Here is a 23330-nt window from a genome sequence, read left to right as displayed (position 1 = left end):
ACGTTGGTTCTCGCCGCAAGTGCTCATGACGACAGGAGGGTTCGTGGAGACCGATCATCGCGCCAGGATCCTCTCGGCGGCAGACACGCTGTTCTATGCCAAGGGGGTGCAGGCCGTCGGTATGGACGAACTGCGCACCGAGGCGGGCGTTCCGCTCAAACGGCTCTACGCGGAGTTCCCGTCCAAGTCCGCGATCGTCACCGCGGTGCTCGACGGCCGGACGACGATGTGGAACAGCCGCATCGACGAGGCCGAGAGCGCACACGAGTCACCGCGGGACAAGCTGTTGTCTATCTTCGACTTCCTGCACGACTGGTTCCTCGAGGACGACTTCCGCGGGTGCGCGTTCATCAACTCGTTCGGGGAACTCGGCGCCACGATGCCCGCGGTGTCCGATGCCGCGCGCGCCCACAAGCTGACGTTCATCGACCATGTCACGACGCTGGCCGTCGCGGCCGGGGCGTCGCCCACCGTGGGACTGCAGATCGCGCTGTTGGCCGAGGGTGCTCAGACCACCGCGGCCATCACGCGGTCGAGCGAGACCGCGCGGGCGGCCAGGGAGGCCGCCGCCCGACTGCTCAGTCCCGCAACGACTGGGAGCCCATCACCCGGGTGACGGTGATCTCGATGACCACGCGCTCCGGGTTCTCCCGCGGCGTCCGGTAGCGCTGGGCGTACCGGTTCTCCGCATCATGCACGGCATCGGGTTCGCGCAGGATGCGCGCCGGCCCCTCGAGGGTCAGCCATCGCGCCCCGTCGACCTGAGTCACGGCGCCGTAGCCGCCGCGCTCGGCGTTGCGCACCTTCTGCGATCCGTCCCGCGTGATCACTCGCGCCAGACCTGCCTCCGGATCCCACGTGAATCCCACCGCCACCACGTGCGGTGTGCCGTCCTGACGCTTCGTGGCCAGCGTTGCCAGATGACGCTCGGTGAGGAAGGTTCCGGCGTCGGCGTTCAGCGAGGAGGGGGTGGCGGGCATGACCGCCACGATAATCGAGGACACTGGACGCCGTGACCCACCCACCGGCCGGCCGTGACCTGACCACACCCGACCAGTCGAGCACCGGCATTCTGCTGCTCCTCGGTGGTCGCAGCGACATCGGTCTCGAGATCGCGGAGCGCCTCGCGCGCGGCCGCCACGTCGTCCTCGCTGGCCGGCGGTCCGACGATCTGGTCGCCGAGTCGGAACGAGTGCGCGCGGCCGGCGCGAGTCGGGTGACGACCCTCGAGTTCGACGCCGACGACCTGGCGTCGCACGACGGTCTCGTGACGTCGGTTCTGGCTCACGGGCCGATCGACACGGCGGTCCTGGCCTTCGGCATCCTCGGCGATCAGACGCGCGCCGAGACGGATGCGGCGCACGCGGTGGCCGTCGTCCACACGGACTACGTGGCGCAGGTCAGCATGCTGACACATCTCTCGACGGCGCTGCGCGAGCAGGGATCCGGCCGGCTCGTCGTCTTCTCTTCCGTCGCCGGCGCTCGGGTCCGCCGAGCGAACTATGTCTACGGGTCGGCGAAGGCCGGACTGGACGGATTCGCGTCCGGTCTCGCCGACGCGCTGCACGGGACCGGCGTGCGGTTGCTGCTGATCCGACCGGGTTTCGTCATCGGCCGGATGACCGAGGGGATGTCTCCCGCACCGATGTCGAGCACACCCGGCCAGGTGGCCGACGCGGTGGTCCGCGCGTTGAGCTCGCGAACCGACGTCGTGTGGGTGCCCGGCCGTCTGCGCCTACTCGTCACCCTGATGCGCGTCCTCCCACGTCCGATCTGGCGCCGGATGCCGCGATGATCGACGTCGTGGGCGTGGGCGCCGACGGGTGGGCCGGGCTGTCGCCGACCTCCCGTGACGCCGTCGAATCCGCGGACGTCCTGTTCGGCTCCGAGCGTCAACTCGACGCGGTGCCGGGCACCGCGGCTCGGCGAATCGCGTGGCCCACCCCGATGCTGCCTGCTCTGACCGGTCTGCTGGACGAGCATGCCGGTACGCGGCGATGCGTGCTCGCGAGCGGTGACCCGATGTTCCACGGGATCGGCGTGACGTTGACGCGGCTCCTCGGTGCCGATGCGGTGCGCGTCCTTCCGCACCCGTCGTCGGCGTCGCTCGCGTGCGCCCGTCTCGGCTGGGCGCTCCACGACGTCGAGGTGGTGTCCCTGGTGAACAGGCCGATCGAGACCGTACTGCCCGCCCTGACACACCGACGCCGCGTCCTCGTGCTCGCCGAGAACGAGAGCACCGCAGCCGAACTCGCGACTCTGCTGCTGAGCCGCGACCTCGGCTCCAGTGCCATGTCCGTGCTCGAGCAACTCGGGGGACCGCGCGAGCGGGTGCGTGCGCTGCCCGTCACCGACTGGGTACACGCGCGCGACGTCGACTCACTGAACGTCGTCGCGCTCGAGGTGCGGGGCCACACCGTCTCGCGCGCACCCGGACTCGACGACGCGCTCTACGTGGGCGACGGTCAGCTGACCAAACGCGAGGTCAGGGCGCTGACTCTCAGCGCCCTCGCGCCCTCACCGGGTGAACGTCTGTGGGACGTCGGCGGCGGGTCGGGAAGCATCGCGATCGAATGGATGCGCACGCATCCGGCATGTTCCGCGATCGCGTTCGAGCGCGTCGAGTCCAGATCCGCCACTATCCGGACCAATGCTGTCGCCCTGGGCGTTCCGTCGCTCGTCGTCCGCGGCGCGGCACCCGATTCCTTGTCCGGTGCGCCCGAACCCGACGCCGTGTTCGTCGGGGGCGGCGCGACGCAACCCGGAGTGATGGACGCCTGCTGGGACGCCCTGCCCGAGGGTGGGCGGCTGGTGGCCAATGCCGTCACCGCGGAGTCGGAATCGCTACTTCTGCAGTGGTATTCGCAGCACGGCGGTCTGCTGCGACGACTGCAGGTGCACCGCGGCGAACCGCTCGGCGGATTCACCGGGTGGCGTCCGCAGATGCCGGTGACGCAGTGGAGCGTCGTGAAGAACGAGAAGGAGACAGCGTGACCGTCAGATTCGTCGGCGCGGGACCCGGTGCAGCCGATCTCGTGACCGTCCGCGCAGCCCGCATCATCGCGTCGAGCCCGGTCTGCCTGTACGCCGGGTCGTTGGTGCCACGCGAACTGCTCGACACGTGCCCGGCAGACGCCCGCGTCGTGAACACCGCTCGCATGACGCTCGACGCGATCGTCGACGAACTCGTCACCGCCTCGCGTGACGGCCTCGACGTCGCCCGCGTGCACTCCGGCGATCCATCGCTGTACAGCGCCGTCGCCGAGCAGTCGCGACGACTCGACGCGGCGGGTGTGGACTACGAGATCGTGCCGGGCGTTCCGGCGTTCGCCGCAGCTGCGGCCGCGCTGGGTCGCGAACTCACCGTGCCCGGGATCTCGCAGAGCGTGGTGCTGACGCGGGTGTCGACGTTGTCGACGGCCATGCCCGACGGCGAGGATCTGCCCACGTTGGCACGGAGCGGGGCGACACTGGTCATTCATCTCGGTGCGCGCCAGATCCACAGCATCACCGAGCAACTCGTGCCGCACTACGGATCCGACTGTCCCGCAGCGGTGGTGGCCTTCGCCAGCCGCGCGGACGAGGTCATTGTGCGGGGCACCCTGGCCGATCTCGCGGACGCGACGGTGGCGGCGGGCATCGTCAAGACGGCGGTCGTGGTCGTGGGCCGCGTCTTGTCGGCCGAGGGCTTCCCGGACAGCTTCCTGTACTCGGCGGCCCGGCGACGGCTCGATCACTGACCGTCCGGGGCCGGTAAGGTCGCCCCAATGCATGTTCTGGTTCTCGGTGGCACGTCCGAAGCGCGTCAGCTCGCGATCAAGCTGGACGGACTGCACGGCACCACCGTGACCTCCTCGCTCGCCGGCCGAGTGGCCGATCCCGTGCTCCCGGTGGGGGAGGTGCGGATCGGCGGCTTCGGTGGGGTGGACGGTCTGCGCGAGTGGATCACGGAGCACGAGGTGACGCACGTCGTCGACGCCACGCATCCCTACGCCGCGACGATGACGGCGCACGCGGTCGAGGTCTGCACGGCGGCCGACGTGCCGCTGGTGCTGGTGCGTCGCGCGCCGTGGAGTCCGCTGGCCGAGGACGACTGGATCACGGTGCCGTCGATGGAGGCGGCAGCGCAGGCACTCGCCGACCGACCCGCTCTCGCCCGCGTCCTGCTCACCATCGGCCGACAGGGCGTGCACCACTTCGCGTCCCTGGACGACCGGCACTTCATCGTGCGGTGCATCGATCCGCCCGAGGGCGAGGTCCCCGCGCACTCGAGCATTCTGGAGTCACGCGGGCCGTTCGACCTCGAGGGCGAGCGCGAGCTGTTGGACGAGCACCGCATCGACGTGGTGGTGAGCAAGAACAGCGGTGGCAAGCTCACGTCGGCCAAGCTTCAGGCCGCCCGCGAGCGCGGCATCCCCGTCGTCATGGTGGAACGGCCGCCCGTTCAGGACGACGTTCCCGTGGTGCCGACAGCCGACAAGTGCGTGACCTGGTTACTGAAGCGACGCACTCCCCGCGCCGCTCCCGACGCGGGCGATGGGATCGACGGTGTCGTAACGCCGTGACGTGAACACCCGCGGGCCGTCCGCGGTGTGATCGACCGTCGTGGTGGACGCTCCGACGATGAGCAGACAGCGCATGTCGATCGTGGCCGGGTCGAGATCCCCGAGCCGGACGACGGTCACCGACTCCTCGGGTCCCGAGACGTCGCGGCCCACGACGACGGGAGTGTCCGGGCCACGGTGCTCGAGCACGAGCGTCTTCAGCGCCTCCACCTGCCAGGTCCGCGAGCGCGAGGCCGGGTTGTAGACGGCGAACGCCATGTCGGCCGCCGCGACCGCGCGGATGCGGCGCTCGACCACGTCCCACGGCTTGAGGCGATCGGACAGGGACAGAACGGCATAGTCGTGGCCCAGGGGAGCGCCGACGCGGCTCGCGACCGCGTTGGCGGCCGTGACCCCGGGGCAGACGCGCACGGGAACGTGGCGCCATCGGTCCTGCGCCGCCACCTCGAGAACCGCTGCGGCCATGGCGAACACGCCGGGATCGCCGGAGGACACGACGACGACCCGACCGCCGCGAGACGCGAGATCGAGTGCCATCTCGGCCCGTTCCGATTCGACTCGGTTGTCACTCGCGTGTCGACGCTGGCCGGCTCGAACGGGCACCCGGTCGATGTAGGTGGTGTAGCCCACGAGATCGGTGGCGCGGAGCAGCTCGCCGCGCACCTCCGGCGTGGTCCACTCGGCGGAGCCCGGCCCCAATCCGACGACCACCACCTCGCCCGACGCAGCGGGTTCGCTGACCACGTAGGACGGGCTCGAGACCACGGCGATGGAGAAGTACGGAACGTCCGTCGCATCGTCGGCGGCGAGAACGCGTTCGCCGGTGGTGCTCGCGCGCTCGACGTAGCGGGCGCGGTCGATCATGCCGCTGTCGCGCAAGGCTTCGCGCACAGCGGGATACGTGCGGCCCAGCTTGAGGATCGCGGCGGAGTCGGTGTCCTCGAGTCGCCGCGTGAGTTCAGCGCGGGGCAGGGTCCCCGGCAGGATGGTCAGGACCTCGTCACCCTCGACGAGCGGTTCCCCGACCGCCGCGGACGCCGCACTGACCGACGTGACGCCGGGGATCACCTCGGTGTCGAAGCGGTGCGCGAGACGAACGTGCATGTGCTGATACGAGCTGTAGAACATCGGGTCGCCGGCGGCGAGCAGCGCGACCGAGCGACCGGCCTCGAGGTGCGCCGCCAGACGTTCGGACGCTTCGACGTAGAAGTCCGCGAGAGCGCCGTCGTACCCGCCGGGGTGGTCGGTGCCTTCCGTGGTCACCGGGTAGACCAGGTGCTCCTCGATCTGACCCTCGCGCAGGTACGGCTCCGCAGTGCGGCGAGAGATGCTCTTGCCGTGCCGGGCGCTGTGGAAGGCGACGACGTCGGCGGCGGTGATGACCCGCGCGGCTTTGACCGTCACCAGCTCCGGATCACCCGGGCCGATACCGACACCCCAGAGCTTGCCGCTCATTCGCGTTCCGTCGCAATGGCATTGACGGCGGCTGCGGCAATGGCGCTGCCACCGCGGCGGCCGAGGACGAGCAGGTGGTCGAGGCCGAGACCGGAGGCGACGAGATCGTCCTTCGACTCCGCGGCGCCGATGAAGCCCACGGGCCCACCCAGGATCGCGGACGGGCGCGGAGCGCCCTGCTGGATCAACTCCATGAGCCGGAACAGTGCGGTGGGTGCGTTGCCTATCGCGACGACGGCGCCGTCGAGGTGGTCGACCCACAGATCCACCGCTGCGGCCGTTCTGGTGGTGCCGCGCTCGCGCGCCGTCTCCGGGACGTCCGGTGCGTTGAGGGTGCAGATCACCTCGTTGTCGGCTGGAAGCCGTCGACGGGTGATGCCGGACGCGACCATCGTCGCGTCGCACAGCACCGGGGCCCCGGCGCGGAGTGCCGCGCGACCCTTGGCCACGACGTCGGGTGTGGACGCGATCGACTGTGCGAGATTCACCTCGCCGCAGGCATGGATCATGCGCACGACGACCTGTGCCACATCGTCGGAGAAGGCCGACAGATCGGCCTCTTCGCGAATGGTCGCGAAGGAGCGCCGGTAGATCTCGTCGCCGTCGCGGATGTAGTCGTGCATGACTCCACGATAGGGAGCGGCGACGCGCCGCGGTCGGCCAGGGTCCGGCGCCGCGGCGCCGGGGGGAGGCACCACGGATCGACACCGAATCGTGACGCTCGGTCTGTTCCGGTCGCGCTGCATCGTCCGTAACGTTGCCGAGACGAACGACCGCGGGGTCGTCGACGAGAACGGAGCCGAACCATGTTTCCGAGCGATCTGTTCGACCTCGCCGGCCACTGGCTGGTCGACAACTACGCCTTCCCGGGCCAACAGATACTGGCTATCGGTGCCACGCTGTACTACCTGATCGTGACCGCACCGGGCTCCTGATCGGATGCAGGCGGCTCAGGAGCGCTGGTAACCGCTCTCGGTCGCGACCACGTCGGTGACCTCACCGCGGGGTCGGCCACATCGGCGCTCACACCCGACCCAGTGCTCCCGGCCGTCGCCCACCTCGCCGTTCTCCAGGGCGGCGTCGAGATCGGCGCGCACGTCGGAGTGCGACTTCGCGCAGCCGGGAGAGCCGACGCACGAGCTGGCCCGCACCCACGGTGACTCCGCGTCGAAGATCAGGCCCATCGGGGCCAACACACGCACGACCTGCTCGGCGACGCCCTCGTCGAGATCGAGGAGCACGATGCCGCGCCACGGCGTGACGTGGATCGGCTTCTCGACCGCCGCGAGGAAGAGGGCGGTGCGGGCCGGAAGCACGCCGTGGGCGAGTGCGGCACCGAGCGCGACGGTGGCGTCGTCCTGCACGAACCATCCGATCGGCGGCTCCACCGACGTCTCGACGGCGACCCGAGGGTGGTCGCCGACAGCGTGATCGACGTGACCGAGCACAGCCTCCACACCGTTCGGCATCTCCGCGATGCGCCAGTGCCCCTGCCGCTCGCGGCGGAACCCGCGCGCCGCGTCGAGCATCACCGCGACCGCGTCGGCCCGCGGGACCCGGACGCCGCTGTCGGCGCCCGCGAGGATGAGGGCGAAGGCGTCCTCGTCGACGGCGTGGACGCCGATGTCGGCGCCGAAACCCGTCACATCGCCGCGGCCGTCGTCGACCGAGAAGAGCACCCGACCCGGCAGGTCGGCCAGCTCAGGATCACTCGTGAGCGAGGTGTCCAGCGAGGACACCAGGTCGCGGACGTCGGCCGTTCCGCCGAGACGACCCGAGAGTGGCGACGCCAGGATGTTGCGGACCCGCTCGTGGGTCTCCGACGGCAGAAGTCCCGCGGCCGCGAGCCGGTCGGCCAGGTCGTCGGGATCGCGTACCGCGCGGAGCTGGACGTTCCCCCGGGAGGTGAGCACCAACTCACCGTCGGACAAATCTGTCGACGCCGCCGCGAGCACACCCATCTGCTCGGCGCTGAGCGCGCCGCCGGGCAGACGCACCCGAGCCAGCAAGCCGTCCTTCGCCTCGTGCAGTTGGAGCGCCCCGGGGCAGGCGTCCCGTCTGGTCCTGTCCCCGGCATCACTCATGCAGTCCAGGCTACGACGTACGATCATCGCGAAGCACCCCGGAAGCCGGTGAGACTCCGGCGCGGTCGCGCCACTGTGACTCCAGCGTCTCCGGAGAAGTCAGACCTGGGGTGCACACCGACGCCGACGGGGCGCGAAAACCCCAGGGAAGGCTCCACCACCGTGATCTTGCTGCTCTCGACATCCGACACCGACCTGCTGAGCGCACGTGCGTCCGGCGCCGAGTACCGCTGGGCCAACCCGTCCCGCATCCTCGTCGACGCCGATCTGCCGACGCTCATGGACGGTGTCGACCTGGTGGTCGTGCGCATTCTCGGCGGGCGCCGGATGTGGGAGAGCGGTATCGACGCGGTGCTCCGCGGCCCCGTTCCGGTGGTCATGCTGGGCGGCGAGCAGGCTCCTGATGCCGAGTTGATGGAACTGTCGACGGTTCCCGCGAATGTGGCAGCGCAGGCGCACCAGTACCTGGCCGAGGGCGGCGCGGACAACCTCGAGCAGCTCGCCTATTTCCTGTCCGACACGGTGCTGCTGACGGGCCACGGGTTCGCCCCGCCCGCCCATCTCCCGGCGTGGGGTGTGCTGCGTACCCGTGCGCGCACTTCGTCGTCGGAGCCCACGATCGCCGTCCTGTACTACCGAGCCCAGCACCTCGCGGGCAACGTCGACTACATCCATGCCCTGTGCGACGCCATCGAGGCGAAGGGCGCCCGCGCGCTCCCGATCTACTGTGCGTCGCTGCGCAGCGCGGAACCCAAACTGCTCGAGGCGTTGCGCGAAGCCGACTCCATGGTGGTCACCGTGCTCGCGGCCGGCGGAACCCGTCCCGCCAACGTGGGCGCCGGTGGCGACGACGAGGCCTGGGACGTCGCCGAGCTCGCCGCGCTCGACGTGCCGATCCTGCAGGGCCTGTGCCTCACCAGCTCCCGCGCGATGTGGGACGCGAACGACGACGGCATGTCCCCGCTGGACGTCGCGACCCAGGTCGCGGTGCCCGAGTTCGACGGTCGCATCATCACGGTGCCGTTCTCGTTCAAGGAGATCGACGCCGACGGCCTCAGCACGTACGTACCCGACCACGAGCGCTGTGCGCGTGTCGCCGGCATCGCGGTCCGGCATGCTCGACTGCGCCGAATTCCCGCAACCGACAAGCGCGTTGCGCTGATGCTGTCCGCGTACCCGACCAAGCACGCCCGCATCGGCAACGCCGTCGGACTCGACACCCCGGCGTCGGCGATCGGTCTGCTGACGCGGATGCGCGAGTTGGGCTACGACATCGGACCCGTCGACGGTGACGACGCGGTGCCCGGCCTCGCCGCGCAGGACGGCGACGCCCTCATCCACGCGCTCATCGCCGCCGGTGGGCAGGACGCCGACTGGCTCACCGCCGAGCAACTCGAGGGCAACCCCATCCGTATCTCGGCCGCGCGCTACCGACGCTGGTTCGACACGCTGCCGGAGGACCTGCGATCCGGCGTCGTCGAACACTGGGGCGAGGCACCGGGCGAGCTGTACGTCGACCGTTCGGCGGATCCGGAGGGCGAGATCGTCATCGCCGCACTGCGGTTCTCCAACGTCGTCCTCATGGTGCAGCCGCCTCGCGGGTTCGGCGAGAACCCCGTGGCGATCTACCACGATCCGGATCTTCCCCCCAGCCACCACTACCTCGCCGCCTACCGCTGGCTCGCGGCCCCGGAGGAGGACGGCGGTTTCGCCGCGGACGCCGTCGTGCACCTCGGCAAGCACGGCAACCTCGAGTGGTTGCCCGGCAAGACTCTCGGCATGTCCGCCTCGTGCGGCACCGACGCCGCGTTGGGCGATCTGCCACTGATCTACCCGTTCCTGGTCAACGACCCGGGCGAGGGGACACAGGCCAAGCGCCGCGCGCACGCGACTCTCGTCGACCACCTCATCCCGCCGATGGCCCGCGCCGAGAGCTACGGCGACATCACCCGCCTCGAGCAGTTGCTCGACGAGCACTCGAACATCTCGACGCTGGACCCGGCCAAACTGCCGGCGATTCGTCAGCAGATCTGGACGCTCATGACAGCGGCCCAGATGCACAAGGACCTCGGCCTGGAGGAACGCCCCGACGAAGAGGTGTTCGACGACATGCTGCTGCACGTCGACGGCTGGCTGTGCGAGATCAAGGACGTGCAGATCCGCGACGGGCTCCACGTCCTCGGGCAGGCTCCGCGCGGTGAGGCGGAGGTCGACCTCGTGCTGGCCATGCTGCGGGCCCGTCAGATGTGGGGCGGGGAGCGCACCGTTCCGGGTCTGCGGGAAGCGTTGGGTCTCAGCGAGGACGGCGACGAGGCCCGTACGTCGGTCGATGCCGTCGAGGAGCAGGCACGTGGTCTCGTTGCGGCACTGCACCGCGCCGACTGGTCGGTGGACGCCGTCGACGGCATCACCGCGGGACTGCCCGACACCGTCGCCGAGATCCTCCGCTTCGCGGCCACCGAGGTGGTTCCCCGTCTGCGCGGGACCGACCAGGAGATCGACCGTGTGCTGCATGCGCTGAACGGCGGATTCATCCCGGCCGGCCCCAGCGGGTCGCCGCTGCGTGGACTCATCAATGTGCTGCCGACCGGCCGCAACTTCTACTCGGTCGACCCCAAGGCGGTGCCGTCGCGGCTCGCGTGGGAGACCGGCCAGGCGATGGCCGAGTCGCTCGTGGCCCGCTACCTGCAGGATCACGGCGAGTACCCGCGCTCTGTCGGGTTGTCGGTGTGGGGGACCAGCGCCATGCGTACCTCGGGTGACGACGTGGCCGAGGTGTTCGCACTGCTCGGCGTGCTGCCCGTGTGGGACGAGGCGTCGCGCCGCGTCACGCACCTCGAACCGATCGCTCTGGACGAGCTGAAACGGCCGCGTATCGACGTGACGGTCCGCATCTCCGGCTTCTTCCGCGACGCATTCCCGCACGTGCTCGCGATGATGGACGACGCCGTCCGCATGGTCGCGGGCCTGGACGAGACCGACGAGCAGAACTATGTGCGTGCGCACGCACAGGCCGATCTCGCGGAGCACGGCGACGACCGCCGAGCCACCACCCGCATCTTCGGATCCAAGCCCGGCACGTACGGCGCCGGACTGCTGCAGTTGATCGACAGCAAGAGCTGGCGCAGTGACGAGGATCTGGCGCAGGTCTACACGACGTGGGGCGGCTTCGCGTACGGCCGCGGACTGAACGGCGTCCCGGCAGCGGACGACATGCGTTCGTCCTACCGGCGCATCGCGGTGGCGGCGAAGAACACCGACACCCGCGAGCACGACATCGCCGACTCCGACGACTACTTCCAGTACCACGGCGGCATGGTGGCGACCGTGCGTGCGCTCACCGGAACGTCTCCCGAGGCGTACATCGGCGACAGCACCCGCCCGGAATCGGTGCGCACCCGCACGCTGCACGAGGAGACGTCCCGCGTGTTCCGTGCGCGCGTCGTCAACCCGCGCTGGATGGACGCGATGCGGCGGCACGGGTACAAGGGCGCATTCGAGATGGCCGCGACGGTCGACTACTTGTTCGGGTACGACGCCACCACGGGAGTCGTGCAGGACTGGATGTACGAGAAGCTCACGCAGGAGTACGTCCTCGACGAGACCAATCGGAAGTTCATGTCGACGTCCAATCCCTGGGCGCTGCACGGAATCTCCGAGCGACTGCTCGAGGCCGTGGAACGCGGCATGTGGGCGGAACCGGACCCGGCAGTGCTCGCGGACCTCCGTGCGGCCTACCTCGAGAGCGAAGGCGAGCTCGAGGGCGACTGACCGGCCTATCCTGTCTCGTATGAGCAACCCGTTCGGTGACGTCGGCACCGCGAAGTACGTCCTCCTGACCACGTTCACCAAGGACGGCACCCCCAAGCCGACACCCATCTGGGCGGCCCTCGACGGGGATCGGCTCCTCATGTGGACGCAACGGGAGTCGTGGAAGGTCAAGCGGATCCGCAACACTCCCCGCGTCACGGTGGCCACCTGCGATCGCAGTGGAAAGAACGTGGGCCCGGCCATGGACGCTGTCGCCGAGGTGCTGGACGACGCAGGCACCGCGCGTACCCGCGACGTGGTGATCGAGAAGTACGGCATCACCGGCCGCATCGTGGTGACGATGAGCTCGCTCTTCAAGGGTAAGAGCAGCACCGTCGGGTTGGCGTTGCGCGCGGCCTGATTCCGTGTCGGTGGTGTCGGTTACTGTCTGGTCAGGTCGTCGGGGGGCGGTCTGATCGGGGCATCACCGGGGGGTGAATTCGTGTACGACACAGTGGTTTCGACGGATGTGTTGGTGTCGGCGAAGGTTGACGCTCAGGCCTCGTTCGCCCGGTCCGTGTCGGCGTCGTGTGCGTACGTGCAGGAGTCGTCGCGTCGGCCGGCGGTGCTCGGTCCGGGTGGGGTGTTCGATGCGGAAGCCGCCGAGACCTGTGCGGTGGCGGAGGTCGCGGCGGCGTTGGCGGTCTCGACGCGCACTGTCACGGAGTGGCTGTTTCTGACCCGCACCGCGCATCCTGCGGTGGCGGAGGCGTTCGATGCGGGCCGGTTGGCGTACGCGGCGTTCCGCACGGTCTGCCGATCCCTGGCCGGGTTCCATCATGCGACCGAAGCATTACTGCAGCGGGTCATTGCTGTCGCAGCCCGGTGCACGCCGGGTGCGGTCGCGTCGGCGATCGACCGGATCCTCGCCGACTTCGACGCCGACTGGCACCGCATCATCCGTGAACGGGCAGCATTGGAGCGGTCGGCGACGGTGCGCAAGCTCCCGCGCGATCAGGCCGAGCTGAAGATCCGTGGTCCGGCCGACAAAGTCGCCGCACTGTGGCGGAACATCGCCGCTGCCGCCGCACGCGGGGTGACCGATCCGACGTCGTTGCCGGCTCGGTTGTTCGACGCCGCGCACGCGCTCTTGACCGGGGCCGTGTCGTGTACGCCGGCCCGTGCCGTGATCGTCCTCGATGCTGCCACCGCGGCAGGGTTGGCGGGGGAACCCGGCCACCTCGTCGGCTGGGGACCGGTACCGGCTGATGTAGCCCGGAGAATTGCCGGGGATGCGACGTGGCAGGCGATGATCACCGCCGCGGAGGTCGCGGAACCGCGGGCGGGGTGCAGCTGCCGATGCCCGGAGCACGACCCACCGACCGACTCCGAACCACCGGGCCCGCCGGTGCCCGCCGCCGGGCGGGAAGTCCGCCGCACCCGCCGCATGCCCGCGGGGTGGACCCCCATCAAGGGGAAACTGGGCAGCACGACAGCCCGCAAAGTCAGGGAGCAGGTCGAGTACCTCCGCACGCTCGCACCATCGGCGTTGGACCGTGCCGTCGCAGACCCCAACGGACATGGGGGATTCGCCGTGCCCCCGGCCGGGGCGTTGACGTACCGGCCGTCCGAGGCGATCGCCGCCCTGGTGACAGCCCTGTATCCGACATGCATCCATCCGGGGTGTGCTGTACCGAGTGCGGACTGCGACCTCGACCACGTGGTCCCGTTCGACCACACCGACCCCCGGAGAGGCGGCTGGACCGTCACCGGCAACCTCACGCCGCTGTGCCGCCGGCACCACGGCCTGAAGACCCGGCGGCAGTGGCACCACCGCATGGTCCGGGACGGGATCGTCCATGTCCGCGACTCGCACGGCACCGACTACTTCACCGCACCCGGCGAGTGAGACCCCTCCTACTGGGCCGCGCTCACGGACGACATGTGGAAGTCGGGGATCCGCATCGGGGGCATCGCTGCGCGGGTGAACCAATCCGACCACTCACGCGGCAGGGTGGGAACGGTCGTACCCGCCTCTGTCGCGCGGCGCAGGATGTCGAGCGGGCTCTCGTTGAACCGGAAGTTGTTCACGGCAGCAGTCACCCGGCCGTCCTCGACCAGGTAGACGCCGTCCCGCGTCAACCCGGTGAGGAGCATGGTCGTCGGGTCCACCTCGCGGATGTACCAGAGGGTCGTCAACAAGAGTCCGCGTTCGGTGCGCGCGACGAGGTCGTCGACGGAACCGCCGGCGCCGCCCACCATGACGAGGTTGTCACCGGGCACAGTGGGTGTGGCCCCGAATTCTGCTGCGGCGGAACGTGGGTAGGCAAGGGAAGTGATTGCACCGTCGCGGATCCAGTCGGTGCGGCCGGCGTCCATTCCGTTGTCGAACACCGACACCGCGTCGCTCGAGGATCCGGTGACCACGAACGGGGCGTACTCGAGGCCGTTCTCGGACGGGTCGGAGTACAGTGTGAGACCGAGGTGTCCGAGCACCTCACCGACGCGGGTGCCGCCGCCGGGAGCGGACAGGGCGGTGCGGCCCTCCTGCGCGCCCCGGCCGTCCATCGACCACAGCAGATCGATCATCAGATCGGCGACCGCGGACGGTGGGAGGATCGTCTCGTAGCGTCCCGCGGGAAGGTCGACGGTCCGGGCGGACCAGTCGAGCCGGCGCGTCAGTTCGGCCAGGGACGCATCCAGATCGATGTCGCGGAAGTCTCGGGTACCGGTGCCCACCCAGGCACTGGCACCGCCCGAGAGACCACCCCTCTTACCGTTGATCTCGAGCGACCCGACAGGTTCGACGACGCGCCGCCGCACCCCGGTGGACGTGCCCAGCCACACGGTACGGACCGTGTGATGCGCGAAGCCGTACAACGCATCGGCTCCGTCGAATCCCCGCGCCAGGCCGGGTACCACGGAGTCGAACACGTCGATCCCCGTGCGGAGCGGGACGTCGCCCCATCCGGAGTCCGGCGTCGGGGCGCCCTGGACGAGGGGCATCGCATCGGTGGCGGGCTGAGCCGCACGAGCGGCGTCCTCGGCGGCTGCCACGACGCCGGCGACATCATCCGGATCCATGCTCGTGGACGAGACCGTTCCCACCCGCGCCGCCGTGCCGTCCCGCACGATCGAGACGACGGTCCAGGACCTCGAGTCACCCACGCCGTTGGTGGTCATCGAGTTCCCGGCCCACCGCAGGGATGCCTCCGAGATGTCGGCGACGATCACGACGGTGTCCGAGACGGTGGCGTACGACAGCGCACGCTCCACCAGATCGTGGCCGCCGAGGGGAGTGCTGACGCTCACTGACCCGCCTCCGTTCGTGTGTTGAGGACGTTGACCGAACGGAAGAGAGCAGCGGGGCAGCCGTGCGACACCGCCGCCACCTGACCGGGCTGCGCCTTGCCGCAGTTGAACGCGCCGCCCAGACGCCACGTGGACGGTCCGCCCACCGCCTCCATCGAGCCCCAGAAATCGGTGGTCGTCGCCTGGTACGCCAGGTCCCGGACCTGGCCCGCGAGAGCCCCGTTCTCGATGCGGAAGAAGCGCTGGCCGGTGAATTGGAAGTTGTAGCGCTGCATGTCGATCGACCACGACTTGTCACCCACCACATAGACGCCGTGCTCGACGTCGGCGATGAGATCGTCCACGCTGCGATCGACGTGCGGGTCCGGTTGCAGCGAGACGTTGGCCATTCGCTGGATCGGGACGTGGTGGGGCGAGTCCGCGTACGAGCACCCGTTCGACCGCTCGAGCCCGAGGCGGGGCGCGAACACCCTGTCGAGCTGGTAGCCGACGAGAACCCCGTCGCGCACCAGATCCCACGACTGCGAGGCCACGCCGTCGTCGTCCCACCCGATGCTGGACAACCCGTGGCGTTCGGTGCGGTCGGCGGTCACGTGCATCGACTCACTGCCGTAGCGCAGCGTGCCGAGCTGGTCGGGCGTCGCGAAGGACGTTCCGGCGTAGGCGGCCTCGTAGCCGATGGCTCGGTCGTATTCCGTGGCGTGGCCGATGGACTCGTGGATGGTGAGCCACAGGTTGGTCGGGTCGATCACCAGATCGGTGAGACCCGGCTCCACGCCGGGGGCCTTCGTCTTCTCGGCGAGCCAGTCGGGGATGCGCGAGAGTTCGTCGTCCCAGTCCCACAGTCCGTCGGCGCCGGTCCCGTCGGAGGTCAGGTACTCCCAGCCACGTCCCGTCGGGGGAGCGAGGGTGCGCATCGAATCGAAGCCACCCGACGCGGAATCGACGGACACGGCGTCGATCTGCGGGTGGAGTCGCACCCGTTGCTGCGTGATGCGCGACCCGGCGAGGTCTGCGTAGAACGACTGCTCCTTGACCTGCAGCACGGAGGCACTCACGTGGTCGACGCCGTCCGAGGCCAGCAGACGGCCGGAGTACTCGCCCAGCAGATCGACCTTGTCGGTGGTGGGGACGTCGAAGGGATCGATCTCGTAGTCCGACACCCACGACACGTTCTCGTACACCGGCTCGGAGGCGAGCACGACGGGATCCCGGTTCAGGTCGCGCAACGCCTGTGCGACGAGCACGGCGCGCGAGGTGACGGAGACGGCCTCGTCCACCGACAGTACCGCACCGGACGCGAATCCCCAGGTTCCGTCGACGATCACCCGGACCGCGAGGCCGAGCGTCGTCGCCTCGACACTCGACTGCACCTCGCCGTCGCGGAGAGCGAGCGACTGCGTCCGCAGTCGATGCACCCGCAGATCCGCATGCGTGGCACCGGACGCACGTGCCGCTGTCAGCGCCGCGTCCGCGAGCGCGTGCAGTGGCAGGGCGACGAAATCGCTGTCGACGTCTCTCACATCGGTGACGCTAGCCGAACTGTTGCCACCCGAGTCGGATGACGAGCGCGAACACCACCACCAGCAACACGATGCGCACGAACCCGGCGCCCCGCGAGATCGCCATGCGTGAGCCGACCAGCGAGCCCGCGACGTTCGCGACGGCCATGGCGAGGCCGAGCAACCACAGGACGTCGTCGGTCGCCGAGAAGTACAGGAGGGCGCCGATGTTGGATCCCAGATTCAGCACCTTCGCCATCGCCGCGCTGCGCACGAACTCGGTGCCGAGCAGGGTGGCGAACGTGATGATGAGGAAGGTGCCGGTGCCCGGACCGAGGATGCCGTCGTAGAACCCGATGGCGACGGCGGCCACCACCACCACGATGGTGATGCGGCGGCGCGTCGGCGGATCACCCACCACGACGCCGACGGTGGGGCGCAGCGTCACCAGCACCGCGACGCCGACCAGCACCACCAGCACGATGGGGATGAAGAGGTCCTTGTCGATGAGGCTGACGGTGGCGGCGCCGAACGCCGCGCCGACCGCGGCCACCACTCCGGCGGGTGCGAGGAGCCGCCAGTTCATCGGGACCTTGCGGGAGAAGGTCAGCACCGCGGCGGTGGTGCCGGCGACGGAGGCCAGCTTGTTGGTGGCCAGCACGGTCTGCTGGGTCGTGGCCGCCGGCGTGACCAACAGGAGTGCGGGCAGCAGGATGAGCCCGCCGCCACCGACCACGGCGTCCACCCAACCCGCCGCCAGCGCGGCAGCCAGCAACACCGACCAGTCACCAGCACCCATGGCGGACATTCGATCACAGCTCCCGCGCTACGCTTCGACCACGATGCGCCGATTCAGCGAATGGCTCCGCCACCGTCCGTTCGCGGTCGACTGTGCGCTGGCGGTGTCACTCTTCCTCATCGAGCTCACGGCCGTCGCTGCCGTGGAGCAGCCACTCGTCTACGTGGCGATGGCGGTCGCCGTGTCCACGCCGATCGCCTGGCGCCGCCGCTACCCGGTGGCCGCCGCCTGGACGGCGCTCGCACTCGGCCAGGTCGCGACTCTGATGGTGTGGGCATCGGAGGAACCGCGCACGCTGCCGCCCGGGCAGCTCGGCTTCGTGGTGATGCTCTACACGCTGGCCGTGTACACCGACCGGCGCACGACCCTCCTCTTCGCGCTGGGCCTCGCGGCCGACATCGTCGTCGTGCGACTCGTGCTCGGGTCCGACTGGACCTCCACCATCTTCTTCGTCCTCCTCTACGCCCTGGCCTACATCACGGCGGAGTTCCTCGGGACTCGCCGGGCCTACGTCGCCGAGGTCAGCGCACGGCTCGCCGTCGCCGAATCCGATCGTGACCGACGCGCCGTCGAGGCGGTGTCCGCCGAGCGCACCCGCATCGCCCGCGAACTGCACGACGTGGTGGCCCACGCGGTGAGCGTCATGATCGTGCAGGCGGACGGGGCGTCCTACGCGCTGCGGTCGGACCCGGAGCGGGCCGCGGCGGCACTCGCGAACATCTCCGCGACCGGCCGCACCGCACTCACCGAACTCCGACGCACGGTGTCGCTGTTGCGGACCGACGAGTCGTCCGAGTCCCACCCCGAGTACGGCACCGCGGCCCTCGCCAAGATCGTGGAGTTGATGCGCGCCGCCGGGCTGCGGGTGTCCATCGAGCAGACGGGCGAACTCGACGACCTGCCGCCGGCGGTGTCGCTCGGGGTGCACCGGCTGGTGCAGGAATCGCTCACCAACGTGCTGCGCCACGGCGGTGAGCGGCCCCGAGCCGTGGTGGCCGTGCGCCGCGAACCGTCCGCGGTGACGGTGTCGGTGATCAATTCCTCGGACGACACCGGCCCGGCCGTCGACATCCACGCCGCACCCACCACCAGCGGCTTCGGCGTCATCGGCATGCGCGAACGTGTCGCCGTGCTGGGCGGAGAGCTCCGCGCCGGTCCGCTGCCGGACGGCCGGTGGCGCGTGGCCGCGACGCTGCCCCTCGAACTGAAGGCCGCGCTGGGCGTCGACCAGGACCACCCGGACCGCTAGGTTGTCTCCCGTGTCCATCTCGGTGCTCCTGGTCGACGATCAGGAACTGATGCGCATGGGTCTGTCGATGGTTCTCGGCGCGCAGCCCGACATCGACGTGGTGGGCGACGTGCCCGACGGTGCCACTGCGATCGCCGCGGCCGCGCGCCTCGAACCGGACGTCGTGCTGATGGACGTCCGCATGCCCGGTATCGACGGTGTCTCGGCCACCGAACGCATCATCGCGGCGCAACCCGAGGTGCGGGTCATCGTCATGACGACCTTCGACCTGGACGAACACGCCCTGGGCGCACTGCGTGCCGGTGCCAGCGGATTCCTCCTCAAGGACACGCCTCCGGAGGACCTCGTGTCCGCGATCCGCAGCGTGGCGGCAGGGGACGCCGTCGTCTCGCCGCGGGTGACCCGACGTCTGCTCTCCCGCATCGTCGCCGGGCAACCGCGCGATGTTCCCGGACGATCGGCAGCCGTCGAGTCGCTGACCGACCGTGAGCGCGAGGTGCTGCTGCTCATCGCCGCCGGCAAGTCGAACGCCGAGATCGCGGGTGAGCTGTTCCTGTCCGAGGCGACCGTCAAGACCCACGTCGGCCGCATGCTCACCAAGCTCGGGCTGCGCGATCGCGTCCAGGCCGTCGTGCTCGCCTACGAGCTCGGACTGGTCACTCCGGGCGCCTGACCGGCCGGGAGAAAAACGAGGCGGTCGCGCGTTGACACGGCAGACGGGTTCGACCAGTCGCCGAAAGGACTCCCGCGATGCCACTGCTCTACTTCTTCCTCTACCTCGTCGTCGAGATCAGCGCCCTCGTGTGGCTCGGCTCGGCGATCGGCATCCTGTGGACGGTGTTCGTGGTGATCGCACTGTCCGCTCTGGGCATGGTCGCGATCCGCTCCCAGGGTCGGCGCGTGCTCTCGGAACTGCGCTCGGCCAACGCCGGACGCCGCTCACCCGGCGGCGCGGTCGCGGACGGTGCGCTCGTGGCCCTCGGCTCGGTCCTGCTGACGATCCCCGGTCTCGTCTCGAGCGTCCTCGGCCTGCTGCTGATGATCCCGCTGACCCGCGCGCTGCTGCGTCCGGTCATCGCCCGGTCCGCCGCCCGGCGCGTCGAGACGGCCGTGGCCTCGGGCCGTACGTTCCCGCCCGGTGGATTCGGGCCGCAGGGTTTCGGGCCGCAGGGTTTCGGGCCGCAGGGTTTCGGGGCCGGTCACGTGGTCATCGACGGCGATGTGATGCCGGACCGCGGGAATTCGGCCCCTCGCGACACCCGCGGTGTGATCGACGGCACCACCGGCCGCGACGAGCGCTGACCCCCGACACCCCGGCCGCCCGACACCGGGCACACTGGCGAGCGTGAGTACGCAACTGCTGGTCGGCGGACGGATCTACAGCCCGTCCGCGCCCGACGCGACAGCCATGGCCGTCACCGACGGCACCGTCGTCTGGATCGGTGAGGATCGCCCCGCGCGGGCGCTGCATCCCGACGCCGAGGTGGTGGAACTGAACGGGGAGTTCGTGACTCCCGCGTTCGTGGACACCCACGTCCACACCACCGCCACCGGTCTGGCGCTCATCGGACTCGATCTGAGCGGCGCTCGGTCTCTCGACGAGTGCCTGCGCGCTCTCGCCGCGTACGCGGCCGAGGACGGGGGCACCCTGATCTGGGGGCAGAACTGGGACGAGTCGACGTGGCCGGAGGGGCGCGGCCCCACCACCGCGGAGCTCGACGCCGCAGCACCCGGACGGGCCGTGTACCTCTCGCGCATCGACGCGCACTCCGCGGCGTGCTCGACGGTGCTGCGTCGCGCCGCCGGAGACGTGGTCGCCACCGCAGATCCGCAACGGCCGCTCATCGCGGAGGCGCACCATGCCGTGCGCACCCGGGCGCTGGACCTGCTGAGCCCCGCGGGCCGGCACCGCGCCCGCGTCGCCGCGCTCGATCATGCTGCCGCGCACGGGGTCGCCGCCGTGCACGAGTGCGCCGGCCCCGACATCTCCGGCCGCGTCGACCTGGCCGAACTCCTCGCCCTCGAGCACGGCGTCGAGGTGCGCGCCTACTGGGGCGAGGCCGTCTCGACCCCGGACGAGGCGACGGCACTCCTGGCCGCGACCGGCGCGCACGCCCTGGGCGGCGACCTCTTCGTCGACGGTTCGATCGGCTCGCACACCGCCTGGCTGCACGACCACTATGCTGACCACTCCGGTTGCGGCCGTTCGTATCTCGACGTCGACGTGATCGCGGCGCACGTCTCCGCCTGCACGCGGGCCGGGATCCAGGGCGGCTTCCACGTCATCGGCGACGCCGCCACCAGTGCCGTGGTCGAGGCGTTCGGGCGGGTCGTGGCCGAGCTCGGTGGCCCCGCCGTGGCGTCTCGCGGCCATCGCCTCGAGCACATCGAGATGGTGTCGTCCGAGCAGGCCGACGCCCTCGCGGCGTGGGGTGTCATCGCGAGCGTGCAACCGGTGTTCGACACCTACTGGGGCGGTGAGGAGGGCCTGTACGCCACCCGACTCGGCGCAGAGCGCGCTCGCGCACTCAACCCGCTGGCGATGATGGCGTCCGCCGGGGTGTCGCTGGCCATCGGGTCGGACGCACCCGTCACGCCGCTCGAGCCCTGGCGCGGTGTCCGCGGAGCGGTCAACCACCGCACACCGGGCAGTGCCGTCTCGCCCCGCGCCGCGTTCTCCGCGGCGACGCGCGGCGCCTGGCGCGCCGGGGGAGTACGCGACGGCCTGGCCGGCACGCTGGTGCCGGGCGCGCCGGCCAGCTATGCGGTGTGGGACGCCGCGGAACTGGTCGTGAGCGCACCACGGGACTCGGTGCAGCGCTGGTCCACCGACCCGCGGTCACGAGTTCCGGCCCTGCCTCGCCTCGATCCCGAGGCGCCGGACCCGGTGTGCCTGGAGACCGTGCACCGCGGCACCACGGTGTACCGCGCGTGAGCGTTCCCGCTCGACTGATCCCACCCGCGCGGCTCGCTCTCTCGGCCGGCGCCGGCGCGCTCCTGTTCGCGTCGTTCCCACCGCGATCACTGTGGTTTCTCGCGCCTGTCGCCCTGGCGCTCGTCACGTTCGTCCTGACCGAGCGGCGGGTCGACGGTCCGGTGCGCGCCCTCTCGCTGAGAGGCGGCTTCCTGTACGGGTTCGCCTTCGGCCTCGGCTTCTTCCTGCCGCTGCTCCCGTGGATCGGCGTGTACGTCGGACCGCTGCCGTGGATCGCGCTCGCCGTCGCGGAGTCACTGTTCCTCGGTCTGTTCGGACTGCTCGCCGTGGTGGTGTCCCGCCTGCCGTTCGCCGCGGTGTGGATCACCATGGTGTGGTCACTGACGGAGTGGTTGCGCAGCACGGTCCCGTTCGGCGGATTCCCCTGGGGCCGTCTGGCCTTCGGTCAGTCCGAGTCACCCCTGCTTCCGCTGGCCGCACTCGGCGGCGCCCCACTGCTCAGCGCCGCGGTGGCACTGATCGGTGTGTGCCTGACGCTGCTGTGCAGGACGGTGCGCACCGGCTTCGCCGTCACCTCGGTCGCCGGGCTGGTCGCGCTCGCCGCCGTGGCGCCGGTCGTCGCACTCGCCGTGCGCCCCACGCTCGCGGGTCCACAGGACGGTGACGACACGATCACCATCGCGGCCATCCAGGGCAGCGTTCCCCGGCTGGGCCTCGACTTCAACGCGCAACGCCGCCAGGTGCTCGACAACCACGTGAACGAGACTCTCCGGCTGGCGGAGGAGGTCGAGGCGGGGCGGATACCGAAGCCCGACGTCGTCATCTGGCCGGAGAACGCGTCGGACGTCGATCCCACCCGCGACGCGACCGCAGCGGCCGAGATCACCGCCGCCTCCGTGCGGACCGACGCACCGATTCTCGTGGGCGCGGTGCTGTCGAATGCCGACGGCACCTCCACCAACTCGGTCATCGCCTGGGACGGAGCCGCCGGACCGGGGGAGCGCCACGACAAGAAGATCGTTCAACCGTTCGGGGAGTACCTGCCGTACCGCAGCTTCTTCCGGCTGTTCTCCTCGTACGCCGACTCGGCGGGCAACTTCGTGCCCGGCGACGGTGACGGCGTCGTGCACGTGCCCGCCGGCACGGATCGCGAGCAGCGGGCTCTCGCCGTGGGAGTCGCGACCTGCTACGAGGTGGCCTTCGACCGCGCACCCACCGAGGCGGTGCGCGCCGGCGCCCAGATTCTCGCGGTGCCCACCAACAACGCGACCTTCGGCGACACGGAGATGACCTACCAGCAGCTGGCCATGTCGCGAGTCCGGGCGGTGGAGCACTCGAGGACCGTCGTGGTCGCCGCCACCAGCGGGGTCAGCGCCGTCATCGCGCCCGACGGTTCCGTGACCTCGCGAACCGCTCTCTTCGACGCCGACCATCTGGTCGCCACGGTGGGTCTGCGCACCGACACCACACTCGCGACACGGCTGGGATCCACCGTCGAGTACGTGTTCGTGGCCCTCGGCGTCCTGAGTGTGATCGGCGCCACGATACCGAACGTTCGACGGCGCCTGGCCCGCTGACCGGGCACACGGCTCCGCGTCCGCTGGTCGGGGCGGTCCTTCCGCACTTTTCGTGATCTGTCACCGCGATGGACGTAACGTTTCGGGTCCGCAAACCGAGAA

At 70.2% G+C, this 23330-nt stretch carries 21 protein-coding genes and 1 riboswitch; of the genes, 14 read left to right on the top strand and 7 right to left on the bottom strand.

What is annotated here, in order from left to right; genetic code table 11:
• The first annotated feature begins 25 nt into the window (after positions 1–25).
• A complete protein-coding gene (locus HQ308_RS00595) occupies positions 26–616 on the top strand; it encodes a TetR/AcrR family transcriptional regulator (RefSeq protein WP_027505372.1) in 591 nt (196 codons plus the stop codon).
• Here the strand turns inward: HQ308_RS00595 and HQ308_RS00590 are convergent.
• On the bottom strand, positions 579–980 hold the full coding sequence (locus tag HQ308_RS00590; protein ID WP_222632360.1) for a PPOX class F420-dependent oxidoreductase: 402 nt from the start codon (positions 978–980) through the stop codon (positions 579–581). The two genes, HQ308_RS00595 and HQ308_RS00590, sit on opposite strands and share 38 nt — an antisense overlap.
• Before the next feature lie 32 nt (positions 981–1012).
• On the opposite strand from HQ308_RS00590, the gene HQ308_RS00585 reads away from it, so the two are divergent.
• From HQ308_RS00585 to HQ308_RS00570, 4 genes are read left to right on the top strand one after another with little or no spacing between them, the layout of a single operon-like run.
• Positions 1013–1795, top strand: coding sequence for an SDR family NAD(P)-dependent oxidoreductase (locus HQ308_RS00585; RefSeq protein ID WP_308115634.1), 783 nt, complete (start codon positions 1013–1015; stop codon positions 1793–1795).
• The gene (cbiE, locus tag HQ308_RS00580) at positions 1792–2994 is read left to right on the top strand and encodes a precorrin-6y C5,15-methyltransferase (decarboxylating) subunit CbiE (RefSeq protein ID WP_222645209.1); all 1203 of its coding nucleotides are present in this window, start codon (positions 1792–1794) and stop codon (positions 2992–2994) included. The genes HQ308_RS00585 and cbiE overlap by 4 nt, the downstream gene beginning before the upstream one ends.
• Positions 2991–3740, top strand: a complete 750-nt coding sequence (cobM, locus tag HQ308_RS00575) for a precorrin-4 C(11)-methyltransferase (RefSeq protein WP_027505376.1) — start codon at positions 2991–2993, stop codon at positions 3738–3740. Before cbiE ends, cobM begins: the two co-directional genes overlap by 4 nt.
• A gap of 27 nt (positions 3741–3767) precedes the next feature.
• On the top strand, positions 3768–4565 hold the full coding sequence (locus HQ308_RS00570; protein ID WP_056444555.1) for a cobalt-precorrin-6A reductase: 798 nt from the start codon (positions 3768–3770) through the stop codon (positions 4563–4565).
• On the opposite strand, the gene cobJ is transcribed toward HQ308_RS00570, so the two are convergent.
• Together cobJ and HQ308_RS00560 are read right to left on the bottom strand one after the other, a co-directional pair.
• Positions 4494–6020 (bottom strand): precorrin-3B C(17)-methyltransferase, encoded by a 1527-nt coding sequence (gene cobJ, locus HQ308_RS00565; protein ID WP_222645208.1) that lies wholly within the window; start codon positions 6018–6020, stop codon positions 4494–4496. The two genes, HQ308_RS00570 and cobJ, sit on opposite strands and share 72 nt — an antisense overlap.
• Positions 6017–6643: a precorrin-8X methylmutase gene (locus tag HQ308_RS00560; protein WP_222645207.1), complete on the bottom strand. Its 627-nt coding sequence runs from the start codon at positions 6641–6643 to the stop codon at positions 6017–6019. Before HQ308_RS00560 ends, cobJ begins: the two co-directional genes overlap by 4 nt.
• Positions 6644–6826: 183 nt before the next feature.
• Between HQ308_RS00560 and HQ308_RS22375 the strand changes: the two genes are divergently transcribed.
• Positions 6827–6955 (top strand): hypothetical protein, encoded by a 129-nt coding sequence (locus tag HQ308_RS22375; protein ID WP_261775611.1) that lies wholly within the window; start codon positions 6827–6829, stop codon positions 6953–6955.
• Positions 6956–6970: 15 nt separating this feature from the next.
• Here the strand turns inward: HQ308_RS22375 and cobG are convergent, their stop codons facing one another.
• Complete coding sequence (cobG, locus tag HQ308_RS00555) at positions 6971–8104, bottom strand: precorrin-3B synthase (protein WP_222645206.1); 1134 nt, start codon at positions 8102–8104, stop codon at positions 6971–6973.
• 40 nt (positions 8105–8144) lie between these two features.
• A riboswitch (cobalamin riboswitch) is annotated at positions 8145–8209 on the top strand.
• A 57-nt stretch (positions 8210–8266) separates the two neighbouring features.
• Between cobG and cobN the strand changes: the two genes are divergently transcribed.
• The 3 genes from cobN (at position 8267) to HQ308_RS00540 (ending at position 13763) form a co-directional block, all read left to right on the top strand.
• Positions 8267–11875, top strand: coding sequence for a cobaltochelatase subunit CobN (cobN, locus tag HQ308_RS00550; protein WP_222645205.1), 3609 nt, complete (start codon positions 8267–8269; stop codon positions 11873–11875).
• Positions 11876–11894: 19 nt separating this feature from the next.
• Positions 11895–12275, top strand: coding sequence for a PPOX class F420-dependent oxidoreductase (locus tag HQ308_RS00545; RefSeq protein ID WP_222631154.1), 381 nt, complete (start codon positions 11895–11897; stop codon positions 12273–12275).
• Positions 12276–12389: 114 nt separating this feature from the next.
• Complete coding sequence (locus tag HQ308_RS00540; RefSeq protein WP_222645204.1) at positions 12390–13763, top strand: HNH endonuclease signature motif containing protein; 1374 nt, start codon at positions 12390–12392, stop codon at positions 13761–13763.
• An 8-nt stretch (positions 13764–13771) separates the two neighbouring features.
• Here HQ308_RS00540 and HQ308_RS00535 read toward each other — a convergent pair whose 3' ends face one another.
• Genes HQ308_RS00535 through HQ308_RS00525 form a run of 3 tightly spaced genes read right to left on the bottom strand, consistent with a single transcriptional unit; the run spans position 13772 to position 17467 of the window.
• Positions 13772–15166 (bottom strand): metallopeptidase TldD-related protein, encoded by a 1395-nt coding sequence (locus tag HQ308_RS00535; RefSeq protein ID WP_222645203.1) that lies wholly within the window; start codon positions 15164–15166, stop codon positions 13772–13774.
• Complete coding sequence (locus HQ308_RS00530; protein ID WP_222637525.1) at positions 15163–16689, bottom strand: TldD/PmbA family protein; 1527 nt, start codon at positions 16687–16689, stop codon at positions 15163–15165. Before HQ308_RS00530 ends, HQ308_RS00535 begins: the two co-directional genes overlap by 4 nt.
• A gap of 10 nt (positions 16690–16699) precedes the next feature.
• A complete protein-coding gene (locus tag HQ308_RS00525) occupies positions 16700–17467 on the bottom strand; it encodes a TSUP family transporter (RefSeq protein WP_056445145.1) in 768 nt (255 codons plus the stop codon).
• Positions 17468–17510: 43 nt separating this feature from the next.
• On the opposite strand from HQ308_RS00525, the gene HQ308_RS00520 reads away from it, so the two are divergent.
• The 5 genes from HQ308_RS00520 to lnt all read left to right on the top strand — a co-directional run bounded on the left by HQ308_RS00520 (position 17511) and on the right by lnt (position 23228).
• Positions 17511–18716, top strand: a complete 1206-nt coding sequence (locus HQ308_RS00520; protein ID WP_051613278.1) for a sensor histidine kinase — start codon at positions 17511–17513, stop codon at positions 18714–18716.
• 10 nt (positions 18717–18726) lie between these two features.
• Positions 18727–19389, top strand: a complete 663-nt coding sequence (locus tag HQ308_RS00515) for a response regulator transcription factor (RefSeq protein ID WP_056444522.1) — start codon at positions 18727–18729, stop codon at positions 19387–19389.
• A 77-nt stretch (positions 19390–19466) separates the two neighbouring features.
• Positions 19467–20018 carry an FxsA family protein gene (locus tag HQ308_RS00510; protein WP_222645202.1) on the top strand — a complete coding sequence of 184 codons (552 nt, stop codon included), beginning with the start codon at positions 19467–19469 and terminating at the stop codon, positions 20016–20018.
• Between the two features lie 43 nt (positions 20019–20061).
• On the top strand, positions 20062–21651 hold the full coding sequence (locus HQ308_RS00505) for an amidohydrolase (RefSeq protein ID WP_308115633.1): 1590 nt from the start codon (positions 20062–20064) through the stop codon (positions 21649–21651).
• Positions 21648–23228 carry an apolipoprotein N-acyltransferase gene (gene lnt / locus HQ308_RS00500; protein WP_308115632.1) on the top strand — a complete coding sequence of 527 codons (1581 nt, stop codon included), beginning with the start codon at positions 21648–21650 and terminating at the stop codon, positions 23226–23228. Before HQ308_RS00505 ends, lnt begins: the two co-directional genes overlap by 4 nt.
• Positions 23229–23330 lie beyond the last annotated feature (102 nt).

The sequence above is a fragment of the Rhodococcus sp. BP-241 genome, from assembly GCF_019836145.1.
GTDB lineage: Bacteria > Actinomycetota > Actinomycetes > Mycobacteriales > Mycobacteriaceae > Rhodococcoides.
Note: the sequence above shows the minus strand (reverse complement) of the source record. Positions and strands in the feature narration are given on the sequence as shown.